The organism is Cupriavidus sp. TMH.W2 (genome assembly GCF_050847365.1).
Taxonomy (GTDB): domain Bacteria; phylum Pseudomonadota; class Gammaproteobacteria; order Burkholderiales; family Burkholderiaceae; genus Cupriavidus.
Map to the genome: position 1 here is coordinate 3137002 of NZ_CP193792.1, position 13998 is coordinate 3150999.

The window sequence follows — 13998 nt, forward strand, 5'->3', positions numbered from 1 at the left end:
TTCCTATTCGCGGTCACTATATGTTGCTTTCGACACAAACAGGGCTGCCGCCGTCCGTCTTGTGATCGATTCCCGGACTTGAGGCCCGGCTCGATGCCCCCATTCCCTAGCCCAGTTGCCCGGCGAGTGCATCGCGCGCCTCGGCAACAAACGCTGACTCGCCGCGCCGCGCGGGCAGCAGGAAGAACTCCGCCTCAGGCAGCCGCGGCAGCCCCAGGCGTGCGATGGTGGCGGCGTCCAGCGGCGCCACGCCGGGGCCGATCGCCGAGGCGTTCAGGCACGACATGCCCAGCCCCGCCGCCAGCGCCAGGTGCAGCCCCGCCACGCCCGACGCCGAGTGCGCAATCTCGAACGGCAGCCGCTTGCGCAGCAGCAGCTGCACCACGTACTGGTGCAGCGAGCAGGTATCGGGCAGCAGCACCAGCGGCAGCGTCGCGGGCAGGCTGTCGGCCTCGGCCGGCGCGGCCACCCAGGCAAGCGGCTCGCGCCGCAGCACCGTGCCGCGCATGCCCTGCCCGCGCGTGCCGGGCAACCGCATGCTGAGGCCGATATCGAAGGTGTCCATCTCCGCGGCGGCATCGATCGCCGCGCTCTTCATCACCGTCACGTGCAGGCGCAGGTAGGGGTAGCGCTCGCGCAGGCCGCGCAGCATGCCGGCGATCTCGCCGGGGCGGAAATAGTCGGTCACGGCCAGGCGCAGCTCGCCCTCCAGCGCGTGGCCGCGCAGCTCCTGCAGGGCCAGCTCGTTCAGCGCCAGGATGCGCCGCGCGTGCTCCAGCAGCCGCTGGCCCGCCGGCGTGGGCAGTGCGCCGTGGCGGCCGCGCGTCAGCAGCGGCACGCCGGCGCGCTCTTCCAGCTTGCGCAGCTGCTCGCTGACGGAGGACTGCGACAGGAACAGCCTGGGCGCCGCCGCCGACAGGCTGCCGCTGTCCGCGACCGTCACGAAGGTGCGCAACTGGTCGGTTTCGAATCCACGCATGGCAAGGCTCCCGGCAAGGACGGTTACTTCGGTATATCCGATGGACCGTATCGAATATTCCCGCTTTTCCGATACTACACCACCCCCTACCATGGCATCACCAACCCTCGCAAAACCAAGGAGCCAGCCATGCCCCACATCGTCCTGCACCTGTCCGGCCAACCCGACGCCGCCCTGACCCGCCGCAGCGCAAAGGCGATCGCCGACCTTACCGAGCGTGTGCTCGGCAAGCAGCGCGAGGTGATTGCCGTCACGGTCCAGTACATCCCGCACGACAGCTGGATCATCGCCGACGTGCCGCTGTCCGAGCAGGGCCGCAATGCCTTTCACCTGGACATCAGCGTGACCGATGAAACCAATACCAAGGCGGAGAAGGCGCAGTTCATCGCGGCCGTGTTCGAGACCATGTCGGGGCTGCTGGGCAACCTGCATCCGGTGTCCTACGTGCACGTGATCGACGCCCGCGCCGCGGCCTACGGCTATGGCGGGCGCACGCAGGAGTATCGCCACCAGCACGGCTAGTCTTGCCGCGACATCGTCGCGGTCACACTCATCAAGACGGCCGCGGTGTTCTTCGTCATCGCCGTGTATTTTCTGACCGGACTGGTCTGAAGCAATCGCGGCTCGCGCGGCTTGTACATTCCAGGTGTTGTTAACTAGTGTGGTTGGGTGCCGCCGGGCACCCAACCCGGCAAACCAGGAAGCCGACACATGAAACAAATCACCCTGACCGACGGCGAGCGCGTCCCGGCGCTCGGCATGGGAACGTGGAACATGGGCGAGTCGCGCGCCGCGCGCGCTGAGGAGATCGCCACGCTGCGCCTGGGCCTGGACCTTGGCTTGCGGCTGATCGATACCGCCGAGATGTACGGCGAGGGCCAGTCCGAGGAGATGATCGGCGAGGCCATCGCCGGCCGCCGCGAAGAGGCCTTCCTCGTCAGCAAGGTCTATCCCTTCAACGCCAGCCGGCGCGGCACCGTGCAGGCCTGCGAGCGCAGCCTGAAGCGGCTGCGCACGGACCGCATCGACCTGTATCTGTTGCACTGGCGCGGCGGCGTGCCGCTGGAAGAGACCGTGCAGGCCATGGAGGCGCTGCAGCGCGACGGCAAGATCCGCCGCTGGGGCGTCAGCAACCTGGACACGTCCGATATGCAAGAGTTGTGGAATGCGCCGGGCGGCGACCGGCTGGCCACCAACCAGTTGCTGTACAACCTGGGGCGGCGCGGCATCGAGTGGGACTTGTTGCCGTGGCTGCGCCAGCGCGGCGTGCCGGTGATGGCCTATTCGCCGATCGAGCAGTCGCGCCTGTTAACCAACCCCGGGCTGAAGCGCTTCGCGCGCGACCACGGCATGACCGCGGCACAGGCGGCGCTGGCGTGGCTGCTGGCGCAGGACGGCGTGATCGCCATCCCCAAGACCGGCCAACGAGAGCGCCTGCAGGAGAACCTGGGCGCGCTGTCGCATACGCTGTCGGCGGCCCAGCTTGCCGAACTCGACCGCATCTTCCCGCCGCCCGACGGCCCGGGCCCGCTGGAAATGCTGTAAGGCAGCTGCCTGGGCTCGCCTTTAGTTCTGGCGGGCCAGGTAGCGCTCGCGTTCGACGTAACGCACCAGGTAGCTGCGCGCCTTCTCGCGCGTGTCAGTGGTCACGCGCGCCGCCGCCTGGCGCGCGCTGCTCTTGCCGTGCGACGATGACATCTGCGCATCCAGGTAGCTGCGGAAGGCGTTGTGCATCGCGTCCAGCTCAGGCTGGCACGCGGACAGGGCCAGGTCCGCCACGTCCCTGGACTGGCCCTTGGCCGACAGGTTGTCGTTGGCCTTCCTCTGGACACAATCCATATATTTCGCGCGCAGCGCCTGCCAGCCGCTGGCGTCGGCGACTGACAGCGCGTCGGCGCCGGCATCAGTGGGAGAACCCGGAGGCTGAGAAGCGCACGCGGCCAGGAGAGCCAGCGGCAGGACGGTCAGGAGTTTTTTCATGGCGGGGTCGATGCGGTCACGGCGCACAGGCGTCACATGAGTGGACTATGGGACGTACCGGGCGCAAGGCCCACTATTCTTGCCGCGAATGCCCCTCCCGCACCACCTTCGTCACAAATGGAAACGACTCGGCATCGTTGCACCATTGGTCCGGGTGTTTCCGGCGCCTATGCTTCAGAGACGACAACAACACCAAGGAGACGAGATGAAACGTCGAACCTTCCTTGCAGCCAGCGCGGGTCTGGCCCTCGGCAGCCTGGCCATGGGCGCCTGCACCACTACCAAACCCGATGCCACCACCGACAAGGCCGCGCGCCGGCGCGAGCTGGACTCCGGCGTGGACGGCACGCTGTCGCGCCTGTACGACTCGGTCAAGGGCTCGCGCGAGCTGGGCAACCGCGCACGCGGCATCCTGGTGTTCCCGAAGACCCTGTCGGCGGGCTTTATCGTCGGCGGCGAGTATGGCGACGGTGCCCTGCGCTCAGGCGGCGCCACACGCGGCTACTATCGCCTGATCGCGGGCTCAGTCGGCTGGCAGATTGGTGCACAGTCCAAGGCCGTGATTCTGATGTTCCTGACGCCGGATGCCTACGACAAGTTCGTGCGCAGCAGCGGCTGGACCGCGGGCGTCGATGCCACCGTGGCAGTGGCCACCGTTGGCGCAAACGGCGTGCTGGACACCAACACCGGCCAGCAGCCCATCGTCGGCTTCGTCATGACCAATGCCGGCCTGATGGCGGGCCTGAGCTTCGAGGGCAGCAAGATCAGCAAGCTCGACCTGTAAGGGCGGGCTTTCGGCGACCGCCGCGCGGCCTGCGCGCCGTGCGGCGCCCTCCTTTTTCGCGGCCGCGCGCCGCGAGAGGATAGAATTCGTCCCTTTGGCCGAATTCCCATGTGGTTCAAGAATCTGCAGGTCCATCGTTTCTCCGCCCCGTGGTCGCCGAGCGCCGACGAGGTCGAAGCCAGCCTGGCGAAGCACGCCTTCTTCCCCGGCACCAGCCTCGAAATGCAGACGCAAGGCTGGGCCTCGCCGCGTGACAATGGCCAGCTGGTCCATACCGTCGGCCGCCAGATGCTGCTGACGCTGCGCACCGAAAAGAAGTTGCTGCCCACCACCGTGGTCAACCAGGTGACGCGCGCGCGCGCCGCCGAGATCGAAGAGCAGCAAGGCTACAAGCCGGGCCGCAAGCAAATGAAGGAACTGAAGGAGCAGGTCACTGAAGAGCTGCTGCCGCGCGCCTTCAGCATCCGCCGCGACACGCGCGTGTGGATCGACCCGGACAACGGCTGGCTTGCCATTGACGCCGCCGCCGCGGCCAAGGCCGATGAAGTGCGCGGCATGCTGTTCAAGGCGCTGGATCCGCTGCCGCTGATCAACCTGCACGTCAATCAGTCGCCGGTGGCTGCCATGACCGAATGGCTGGCCGGCGATGCGGCACCGGGCGGCTTCACTGTCGACCAGGAAATCGAGCTGCAGTCCGGCGCGGAAAGCAAGGCCACGGTGCGCTACGTGCGCCACCCGCTGGACCCGGAAGACCTGCGCCGCCATATCGCCGCCGGCAAGCGCTGCACGCGCCTGGCGATGACGTGGAACGACCGGGTTTCGTTCGTGCTGACCGACGGGCTGGTGGTCAAGAAAGTGGCGCCGCTCGACGTGATCAAGGAACAGGCCGACGGCACGGCGCACGATGAAAACGAGCGCTTTGACGCCGACTTCACCATGATGGCCGGCGAACTCTCGGGCATGCTCAGCGACCTCACCGAGGCGCTCGGCGGCGAGCGCAAGGCCTGAGCCGAATCGTCTGCAAGACCCGTGGCGCTGTTGCAGGGCAGCGCCACGCAAGCGCTTACTCCACCCAGTTCACCTTCGGGAACCGCCCGGCGAACCCTTCCGGCATCGCCACCACTTTCTTCCCTACATAGTCGAAGAAGACAAAGCCCGATTTGGCCATCGCGATCAGCGCGCCGTCGGCCGGGCGCGTAATGCGGAAGATGATGTCGCCGCCGTACTTGTTGAAGTCCATCACCCCTACCTCGAACAGCAACTGATCGCGCGCATGCGCCTCGTTGCGGTACATCGTGGCCAGGTCGGTCACGATGATGCCGACGCCTTCCTGCCGCACGTCCTCGCTGCCGAATTCAAACAGGAAGCGCGCCCGCGCCTCGGAGATCATCGAGATCATCGAGTCGTTGGCAAGGTGGTTGGCCGAGTTGATATCGGTCACGCGCACAGTCAGGTGCGTGGCGTAGCAGAACTGATCGGCGGGCAGGTCAAGTTTGAGGCGGGCCATGGTGGAGCTAGCAAAAAAATGGATCGGACGCCGCCCGGAATCAGGCAAACAAGCGACAGCGCCGGTGGCGGCGCCCATCATACGGGATGCGCCGATTCGGATTGCGGCGCCGCACCATAATTCCTCTCATCCGGGTAAGTACTCCCCACCCTTTTCGTCCATCCCGCCGATGCCGCGGCAAGGCGCTGCCTCGTACGCTGCGCGTTGCCGTGGCCGATGCCCCGTGCCGCGCGCCAACACGAAGTCAACAACAGGAGAAGACACGATGCAAGCTGACCGCCGCAAAGCACTGCACTGGCTGGGAGCAGGTACCCTCGCCGCCGGCGCCTCGACCCTTGGAATCGGCCGGGCCCTGGCCCAGCAGGCGTGGCCGTCGCGCCCGGTCCGGCTGGTCGTGCCCTACCCCGCGGGCGGCGCCACCGACGTGCTGGCGCGCGCGCTGGGCGACCCGCTGGGCAAGCTGTGGCAGCGCCCGGTGATCGTGGAAAACCGCCCCGGCGTGGGCGGCATGATCGGCGCCGACGTGGTCGCCAAGGCGCCATCGGACGGCTACACGCTGCTGCTGGCGTTGCCGGCCCTGGTGCAGACGCCCTACATGGTGGCCAAGCCGCCATTCGACCCGCTGCGCGACCTGACCGCCATCAGCCAGCTGTGCACGTCCAGCCTGGTGCTGACCGCCAGCAGCGCCATGCCGCGCACGCTGGCGCAGATGGTCACCCTGGCCAAGTCTCAGCCCGAGAAGTTTTCCTATGGCACATACGGCATCGGCACCGGCGCCCACCTCTACATGGAGGTTTTTTTCAGGGGCGCGGGGGCCCAACTGGTCCATGTCCCTTACAAGGGCGAAGCCCCCATCGCCACCGACCTGATCGGCGGCCAGATTTCATTGGGCACGCTGTCGCCGATGACCGTGCGCCAGCATGCGCGCACCGGCAAGCTCCAGCCGCTGGCCGTCACCGGCAATACACGCGCGCCGATGCTGCCGGACGTGCCGACCTTCCAGGAACTCGGCTACAAGGGGCTGGACGGCCCGGCCTGGATGGGCCTGTTCACCACGGCCGGGACGCCGCAGGCCATCGTCGACAAGATCTCGGCGGATGTGGAAACGGTGATGGCCGCGCCGGACATCCGCCAGCGCCTGGCCGAGCTGGGGCTGATCGTCAAGACGACGCAGCCGGCGGCTTTTGCGGCGGCGACCAAAGCGGATCAGGCGTATTGGGGCAAGGTGATCAAGGAAAACAACATCCGGCTGGACTGACGCGCCGCGGGCGGCGGCGGTAACGTCTGCCGCTGACGCGCCAGCCGCGCCGCACACGGCGGTGGCAACCGCCGGTGCTGCCCTTCAGCCTGCCTGGCGTCCGTCCAGGAGACCTGCTTCCAGTAGGCCTCCTTCGAGCGGATCTTGCCATGCACCGCCCGATAGACCTCCAGCCCGGCTGCGTCCACCTTCGTCTTCCCGCCGTGAACGCGGGTTCCGGCAAGGGCTTGTCAAACTCAGAAGTCGTAAGTCATGCCGGTTGAGACCGCCTTGATCGTCGTGCCGCTGAAGCAAGTACCGGTCGCATCCTTGCAGTCGACCACGGCTCCGTGGCCACCTGCGCCGAGATCGTAGTGTGCCCCTTGCTGGTTTTTCATGATGGCACCGACCAGGTACCAGGTCGTCCGGTGGTCACCGAAGTGGTGCCGGTAGCCGAGCGCATACATATTGGCCTGATTGGCGATCGGCCCGGCCACCTGCGTCAGGGGAACGCCAGGCTGATTGACCACGCCGCCCGGATCGCCGGGAGTGCGGCCAGCATGGGCCCAGGCTGCGATGATCTCATCTGCCGGGGTGATTCTCTGCGTCAGCGACGTGTAGTACGCGTTGTTCCGGGTCCGTTCATTGAAGGTGTTGTCAGGGGCGCTGCGTTTCAGGCGCTCCCAGATGAAGCTGGCGGTCGTGCCGGTCTTCGCGAACACATACTGGATGCCCGCCTTGAATGCGCTTTCGTTGGCAACGCCAACCGAGCCCGCGGGCGGGTTGACGCCGTCGGACGCACCCAGCTCGTCGCCAATGCGGTTGACGTTGGCATGACGCTCGTAGGCGGCCGTCAGGTAGAGCGGGCCATTTGAATAGGCCAGCGACGTACTCCACAAGTTGCCGAAGGAACCGTCCTGGCAGCCATTGCTTCCGGGAAGATTGCCGCCGGTGCAGTTCGGTTCGCCGCGGGCGGTAATGGAGTTATCGGTCGACCGGTTCTGGCCCGGCGAGAACAGCACCGCGCCGCTGAAGCCTTTTACCGTCGGCGATTCGTACCAGATGGCATGCGGTACCCGCGTGGCGAATTCCACCCGATTGTCGCCGCCGCTGTTGCCCATGATGCTGCGGTAGTCGCCCAGCGTGTTCACAAACGGATCCATACGCTGTGTCGAGTTCTTGTACGGCGCATCGGTCTTGCCTAGCTTGATCGCCCCCCAGTTACCCTGCATGCCCAGGAAGCTGTTGCGCGATCCAATGGCGCCCTTGACCGAGCTGTCATTAGACACCCCGCCGTTGGTGCAGCAGTTGTTACCCGGCGTTGCCGCGAACTGGATGTCGGCCTCCAGTTGGATCAAGGCTTTCAGGTTGTCGGTAACCGGGCGTTCGCCCCTGATACCGAACAGGGAGTTGTTGCTTGACACCTGGGGCATCCAACCGTTCTTGCCCTGGGCGCCGGGCCGGTCGCCGAGGCCGTTGTCGACGTAGTCGAACGAGAGATCACCATGCCCATACAGCGTGATTTCACCGCCGCCGACCTGGAATGTCAGCGCTGACCCTGGCTTCATCCGCACTGCTGGCACCTCTGCCACCGCCTGGGCAGGCTGCTCGCTCTTCTGCTGCATCTGGGCGTTGACCTGGTCCATCTGGGCCTTGAGCGCAAGCATCTGCTGCTGAAGTGCCTCGAATTTGGCGCCCAGATTGTCGTCCAGCTGTGCCGCCTGGGGAGCGCTGACCGTGAATGCCAGCAGGCCTCCCGCTAGTAACGATAAAAATTTCCTGTACATCATGATGTCTCCTCCTGTTTTTCTGAACCGACTCGCGTGTTTCGCTATTGGCAAGATGCTTTTGTTGGCTGTTCTCCTCGCTTAAACGCTGTGCATGGCATCACCTGGACGAGCCTTATCTATATTAGAAATACTGAATGTGATATATTTAGCTAGCATTAATAATGCCTATTACTGCACAATTTTAATGACCCAAGAGGACTTGCCTCACATTGGAATGGTCATTGCCGTAAAGATGCATATTGTTCACGGCGCATGATTTCTCCCGGACGCGCAAGTGCCAACCGGGAGCAACGCATTTTCCATGCGAGATCTACATGAATGCCTCTTATCTATGCACACCCCATGGCCCCTTAACTGACACACAATATATGGTATATCACACGCCAGCAAACTTTTTTAGAGAGAAAAGGCGCCCAAAAATGGGGCATTGAGCGGCCGGGAGAATGATACGGAGAGGCAGATCCCACCTCCCGCAAGCCCACCGGGTTGCTGCGCGAGCCTGGGCAAATGACGCGCCGTGACCGAGTTCGATCCGCTTTGGGCGCACGACAACAGCGTCACCATCATCCACCCCAGCAGCAAGACAGTGTTGGTCGGGTGGGAGGCCGTGCGGAAGAGCTGGGCAGAGGGTACGCTGACGCGATACAAGGAAATCACGGTCACCATGGATGACCCAAGCATCAGCATCACGAACAATGTCGCGCTCGTTGTCGGGATCGAGAAGGTGCGTGGCACCCGTGCGAACGGCGATGCCGCCGAGTTTTCAGCGCTGACAACAAACGTCTATGAAAAGCGCAACGGGCACTGGCTGATGGTCCATCACCATGGGGGCCGAATGCCGCAGTAAGCGATACGGATGATGCTTTCGCTGGCAGTTGAGCCCTATGCCGTGTGGGCAGCGTAGCGACCCGCTGACACCTGCCCTGCCGCTGTATCCGGCTATGCCACCAGCGCCCGCAACTCGCGCTGCATCGCAGGCACCAGCTGGCTGGCACACCTGGCAAGATTGACCTGCCTGGCCGCGGCCGCGATTTCAATCTGTGCCGGCTCAATGTCGTACCCCCGCTGCTGCAGCCACTCGAGCACATCCAGCAAGTGCCACAGCGAACTGCTGCCTTCATGCACCGGCACCGGGAAGGACTCCGGATAGCCGAGCATCAGCTTGCGCATGTTCTGGCGAGACACGCCAACCATATCGGCGATATCCGTCAGGCCCACCAGGTCAGGCGCCGCCTCGATCAGCGTGGCCGACGGCATGGCACGGCGAGCATCGGCCAGGGCGCTCACCATGGCAGCGCGCGCCGACTTTGCCTCGCGGACAAACGCCAGCGCTACCCGGCCCGGCAGGCCAGTGCCCACCAGCGCATCGTCGCACCCGGCCTCGGCCAGGCGTTCGACCAGCGCGTCGGTATCGCTGTCGGCCTGCGACAGGTGAAATTTGAGGGTGAAGGCGTATTCCATGGTCATGTCCTGAGTTGCAGTACGCGCAGCGTTGTCACTTCCTGCTGATGCGAGCAGTTGTCCACGATCCGCCTGATGGCATTGGCGTGGTTGCCTGGATTCTTCGGCGTGCTCCAGATGCTGGATACGCAGAATTCGCCGCAGCGGCACTCCTTGTCGTTGTCGGGGCAGTAGATGCGGCCCCACGCATGACCGTTGCCTTTTGACTGCTCGACACGCCAGCCACTCAGTTCTGCATGTCGAAGTGCGGCTTCAATCTCCTTCCTTGGGTGCCTGGCGCGGGTCATTCGTGTCTCCGAGATTAGATGGGCCACCATTGGTTGTCAAGTGACAACCAATAAATAAGCACAATCCGAGGGAATCGGAGCATTGTCTTTGGACTGGTCCGAGCGGGTGTTGAGAGGACTCTGGAATCCGCGGAAACGAAGCCGTAGCCAGCGTCGCTCGTCTGGCTACGCTGGCTGATGGGCTTGCCGGCAAGCGCGCATCGTCGGCGCGCGGGCAGAACGACTCCTTGCTGCTGAAGCGCTGTGGCTTCAGCGAGCCAAGCTAATTGCCAAGCCTGCTCTCAAGCGGCTGGTGTCCTGTGCCGAATGTTGCCTCGCCGGGGTCGCCCGGCGCCAGGCATCACTTCTTCTTCCTGGGATCGTCGGCCGGATTGACGTAGGTGATACCCCATGGCCCCGCCACGTTGATCTGGATAACGGTCTCCTCCTTGGTCCAGCCAAAGTGGTGCATCTTGGGTGGCATGACAATCAGGCTGCCGGGGCCGAGCGGCGAGGTTTTTTCCGGGTCGAGCTTGTCGCCCATGCCATAGTTGAACGTCCCGGAGAGCACCGTCACCCGCTCCACGCCAGGGTGCCAGTGCGCCGCCACCTTGGCATCCGCGGGAAGCTTGATCCGGGCCGTGATCGGCCCCTTCTTGTCCATCTGCCCTTCGAGGACGGCGACTTTGGCGCCCGGTATCAGTGCTAGGTCCGTCCATTTGAGCTCATCGGGGGTGACCATGATCATATTGCTCGCGGTGGCGGCCCATGCCGCAGGCATGGTCAGGCAAACGCCGAGAACCAGTGTGGCAATCGGGGAAAGCTTGTTCTTCATGGTGCGCTCCTTCCTGAGACGGCAGCCAGACGGGCGGTTCCGCCGCCAGCCGCACTGGTGAAATCCACTGCATGGCAGGTCCAGGCATGCAGGCCGGAGCCTCAGCATTGCCCAGAGCAACCAAGTGACGCATATCGCGGGCCACCCGTGGCAAGAGGCTGACGGGCGGGCGCGTGACGCTCGCACGGTGTGCTTGTTGCACCGTAAATCGACGATAGCGTTTCATTTGTGAAACAGTGACGATTAACGGTTTGCTTTGTCTTCATCGGCCTGGCCAGGCCCGGCCGGGGTATCCCTCAGGGCGGCCGTACTGGCCCGCCGGGCCGGCCCGGGCGGAGGCTTGCGCGGAGCCTCCGGTGGGCGGCCGTCCAACGCTTTACTCCCCAGTCAGGGACCGATACCGCTCCTTCAACGGCATCGGCGACGTATCGCTGCCGTCAGACGCCGGCGCCGCCTTGCTTGCTGCGTGGTGCTTGCCTCGAAAGAACACCATGTAGATCGCAACAACCAGCAACAGCGTGCAGGTGCTGAGCACTACCTGGATCCGCTCGCCGGGCACGAAGAGCATGGCGCCCAGGATCGCGACGATCACGGCGATGGTGAGGTAGCTCAGGAACGGGAATGCCCACATGCGGAACTGGAGCGGCGCCGCGCCGGATTGCTCATGGCGCCGGCGCTGCCGGATCTGGGCCAGCGCCACCAGGACATAGATGAACAGGACCAGCGTGCCGGACGCATTCAGCAGGAAGGTGAATGCGCTTTCCATGGAGATGGTGTTCAGCATCGACATGCCCAGGCCAAGCCCCGCACTGAAGATCACCGCGCGGTACGGGACATGGCGTGCGTTCAGCTTGCCTGCGGCCAACGGCGCGTGTCCGCTGCGCGACAGCTCCTGCAGGGCGCGCGAGGCCACATAGATGCCCGAGTTCAGGCAAGACAGCACCGCGGTCAGCACGATGAACTTCATCGCGATATCGGCACCGGGAATGCCCATCACGCCCATGGCGGCAACAAACGGCGAGGCACCGGCCTTGAGCGAGCTCCAGGGAACGACGCTGACGATCAGGATGATCGAAACGACATAGAACAGCAGGATACGCAGCGTCACGGTGTTGGCGGCGCGGGCCACGTTCCTGGCCGGCGCATCCGACTCCGCGGCGGCAACGGACGCGATCTCGCTGCCGGTGAAGGCAAAGAAGATGGCCGGAATCGCGGCAAACACCGACGAGATGCCGTTGGGGAAGAAGCCGCCATGGTCCACCACATTTGCCAGCACCGCAGGCCCCGGCCCCGTGACGCCCGCGATATAGGACACGCACAGGATCGCGAAGACAAGAATAGCCATCACCTTGAGCGAGGCAAACCAGAACTCGAACTCGCCATAGGCCTTGGTCGACACCAGGTTGGTCACCATCATCGAACCGATCAGAAGCGTGTTCATCATCCATGTCGGCGCCGGCACCCATGCCTGGATCATCTCCGTCGCGACGATGGCTTCAATGGCGACCACGCATAGCCAGAAGAACCAGTACAGCCAGCCACTGGTGAATCCGGCCCAGTCGCCCATGCCCTTGCGGATGTACTCTACGAAAGAACCGCGGCCCGGGTCCGCCACCGCCATCTCGCCCAGCATGCGCATGATCATCAGCACGATCAGGCCAGCCAGGATATAGCTGACGATCACGCCCGGTCCAGCGCGCAGGATGGCAGCGCTGCTGCCCACGAACAGCCCGGCGCCGATGATGCCGCCAAAGGCAATCATGACCACATGCCTGGATTTCAGGTAGCGGGAAGCGTCTGAACGCTCTTCTCTGGTATCAGTCTCTTTACTCATGGTTCTCCTCCGAGGGGTCTCCCCCGTTTTGCATGCCACGCCGGAACGCGGACAGCGTCAGCAGCAGCCGCTGAATTCCACGAACAGCCACTTTTGTCCTGGTCCGGCAGACCAGCCATCAACCTGGAAATCAGGCAATTCAGAAAAAAAAGCCGACCACGCCCGGACCAGGCGGCACTTACTGGTATCCAGGCGGCTCACTGGCCGGCTAAAAAAGGACCCTTCGATGCGGCGCTTGAAAGCGCCCGGGTCAGAAGAGGTTCCGGCACGCCATGGGCTGCCGGACGGGCATCATTCCTTGAACACCGCGAAGCTGTAGCGCGGATCGCTGTGCAGGGCCCAATAGGCGTCACGCAAGCTGGCCGTCTCCGGGCCGGCCCCGCCCTTGCCGATCGCCACGCCATTGACCCAGCCCACCGGCATGATTCCGCCCGCGCTGCTGGTGATGAACACTTCGTCGGCGAGCTCCAGTTCCTGGACCGGAAGTGCCCGCTCTTCGACGCGCAGGCCCATCTTTGCCGCGAGTTCCATCGCGGTCTTCCGGGTCACGCCGCGCAGGACGCCGTCTTTCGGGGTGACGACGATGCCGTCCGTGATGGCAAACACATTGAAGCCCGCCCCTTCCACGACATTGCCCGCGCCATCCGACAACGCCGCGGTCTCCTGGCCGTGGTCATAGGCATCGAACAGGCCGCGCACCAGGTCCAGCCAGTGGTAGTTCTTGACCGTCGGATCGACCGATTCCGGGGCGATGCGGCGCACCTCGCTCACGTGCAGCTGCAAACCCCGCTCACGCTGCTCGGGGTTGGCAATCCAGACGAAGGGAACGGCGAAGGCGTAGAAGCGATTGGTGCAGTCGCGCGGGTCGCGCGAACCCGGCGCGGGAACGCCGCGCGTGCAGATGACCTCGACATAGGCATTGCGCAAGCCAGAGCGCTGCACCAGCGTGACAAGAATCTGCTTGATCTGCGCGCGCGAATACGGCAGCGACATGCGCAGGTTCGCCATGCCGTCCTCAAAGCGGGTCAGGTGATCGTCGAGCCGGAAGAACCGGCCATCCCAGACCTGCGCGACGTCATACGTGGCATCGGAATGGAGAAAGCCCCAGTCGAGGATGGAGAGCTTTGCCTCGCTGATCGGCACGATCGCGCCATCGACAAAGGCAAGGCTCTGCGGCAGGCCTGCAGCCGCCGCGGGCGCATGAGATGGCGGGGAAACGGAAGGGGTAGTCATGGCAGTCAGGTGATAAGCGGCGCGGCGTACAGGCGTGGCGATGCCACCCCCCTGGTCCGCGCAGGAAGAAAAGACATAGAAGAATTGGCAGT

15 protein-coding genes are annotated in these 13998 nt (G+C 64.5%); 6 read left to right on the top strand and 9 right to left on the bottom strand.

Features of this window, described 5'->3' with window-relative positions:
- Positions 1 to 106: 106 nt before the first annotated feature.
- Positions 107 to 979: a LysR family transcriptional regulator gene (locus tag ACREYQ_RS14395; RefSeq protein WP_432258248.1), complete on the bottom strand. Its 873-nt coding sequence runs from the start codon at positions 977 to 979 to the stop codon at positions 107 to 109.
- A gap of 129 nt (positions 980 to 1108) precedes the next feature.
- On the opposite strand from ACREYQ_RS14395, the gene ACREYQ_RS14400 reads away from it, so the two are divergent.
- The gene (locus ACREYQ_RS14400) at positions 1109 to 1501 is read left to right on the top strand and encodes a tautomerase family protein (RefSeq protein WP_432258249.1); all 393 of its coding nucleotides are present in this window, start codon (positions 1109 to 1111) and stop codon (positions 1499 to 1501) included.
- 189 nt (positions 1502 to 1690) lie between these two features.
- Positions 1691 to 2524, top strand: coding sequence for an aldo/keto reductase (locus tag ACREYQ_RS14405; RefSeq protein WP_432258250.1), 834 nt, complete (start codon positions 1691 to 1693; stop codon positions 2522 to 2524).
- A 21-nt stretch (positions 2525 to 2545) separates the two neighbouring features.
- Here ACREYQ_RS14405 and ACREYQ_RS14410 read toward each other — a convergent pair whose 3' ends face one another.
- Positions 2546 to 2959 carry a hypothetical protein gene (locus ACREYQ_RS14410; protein WP_432258251.1) on the bottom strand — a complete coding sequence of 138 codons (414 nt, stop codon included), beginning with the start codon at positions 2957 to 2959 and terminating at the stop codon, positions 2546 to 2548.
- Between the two features lie 205 nt (positions 2960 to 3164).
- Between ACREYQ_RS14410 and ACREYQ_RS14415 the strand changes: the two genes are divergently transcribed.
- Together ACREYQ_RS14415 and ACREYQ_RS14420 are read left to right on the top strand one after the other, a co-directional pair.
- A complete protein-coding gene (locus ACREYQ_RS14415; protein WP_432258252.1) occupies positions 3165 to 3743 on the top strand; it encodes a BPSL1445 family SYLF domain-containing lipoprotein in 579 nt (192 codons plus the stop codon).
- Positions 3744 to 3851: 108 nt separating this feature from the next.
- Entirely contained in the window at positions 3852 to 4751 is a 900-nt protein-coding gene (locus tag ACREYQ_RS14420; RefSeq protein WP_432258253.1) for a recombination-associated protein RdgC, read from the top strand.
- A gap of 55 nt (positions 4752 to 4806) precedes the next feature.
- On the opposite strand, the gene ACREYQ_RS14425 is transcribed toward ACREYQ_RS14420, so the two are convergent.
- Positions 4807 to 5250: a thioesterase family protein gene (locus ACREYQ_RS14425; protein ID WP_078197880.1), complete on the bottom strand. Its 444-nt coding sequence runs from the start codon at positions 5248 to 5250 to the stop codon at positions 4807 to 4809.
- 265 nt (positions 5251 to 5515) lie between these two features.
- Here ACREYQ_RS14425 and ACREYQ_RS14430 point away from each other — a divergent pair, with 265 nt between their 5' ends.
- A complete protein-coding gene (locus tag ACREYQ_RS14430) occupies positions 5516 to 6508 on the top strand; it encodes a Bug family tripartite tricarboxylate transporter substrate binding protein (protein WP_432258254.1) in 993 nt (330 codons plus the stop codon).
- A 236-nt stretch (positions 6509 to 6744) separates the two neighbouring features.
- Here ACREYQ_RS14430 and ACREYQ_RS14435 read toward each other — a convergent pair whose 3' ends face one another.
- Positions 6745 to 8277, bottom strand: coding sequence for a porin (locus tag ACREYQ_RS14435; protein WP_432258255.1), 1533 nt, complete (start codon positions 8275 to 8277; stop codon positions 6745 to 6747).
- 517 nt (positions 8278 to 8794) lie between these two features.
- On the opposite strand from ACREYQ_RS14435, the gene ACREYQ_RS14440 reads away from it, so the two are divergent.
- Complete coding sequence (locus ACREYQ_RS14440) at positions 8795 to 9124, top strand: YybH family protein (RefSeq protein ID WP_432258256.1); 330 nt, start codon at positions 8795 to 8797, stop codon at positions 9122 to 9124.
- Positions 9125 to 9216: 92 nt separating this feature from the next.
- On the opposite strand, the gene ACREYQ_RS14445 is transcribed toward ACREYQ_RS14440, so the two are convergent.
- The 5 genes from ACREYQ_RS14445 to ACREYQ_RS14465 all read right to left on the bottom strand — a co-directional run bounded on the left by ACREYQ_RS14445 (position 9217) and on the right by ACREYQ_RS14465 (position 13906).
- The gene (locus ACREYQ_RS14445; protein ID WP_432258257.1) at positions 9217 to 9738 is read right to left on the bottom strand and encodes a helix-turn-helix transcriptional regulator; all 522 of its coding nucleotides are present in this window, start codon (positions 9736 to 9738) and stop codon (positions 9217 to 9219) included.
- A 2-nt stretch (positions 9739 to 9740) separates the two neighbouring features.
- A complete protein-coding gene (locus ACREYQ_RS14450) occupies positions 9741 to 10025 on the bottom strand; it encodes a hypothetical protein (RefSeq protein ID WP_432258258.1) in 285 nt (94 codons plus the stop codon).
- Between the two features lie 340 nt (positions 10026 to 10365).
- Entirely contained in the window at positions 10366 to 10839 is a 474-nt protein-coding gene (locus ACREYQ_RS14455; protein ID WP_432258259.1) for a cupin domain-containing protein, read from the bottom strand.
- 376 nt (positions 10840 to 11215) lie between these two features.
- Positions 11216 to 12673 (bottom strand): amino acid permease, encoded by a 1458-nt coding sequence (locus ACREYQ_RS14460; protein WP_432258260.1) that lies wholly within the window; start codon positions 12671 to 12673, stop codon positions 11216 to 11218.
- Between the two features lie 291 nt (positions 12674 to 12964).
- Positions 12965 to 13906: an aminotransferase class IV gene (locus tag ACREYQ_RS14465; RefSeq protein ID WP_432258261.1), complete on the bottom strand. Its 942-nt coding sequence runs from the start codon at positions 13904 to 13906 to the stop codon at positions 12965 to 12967.
- Positions 13907 to 13998: the final 92 nt, after the last annotated feature.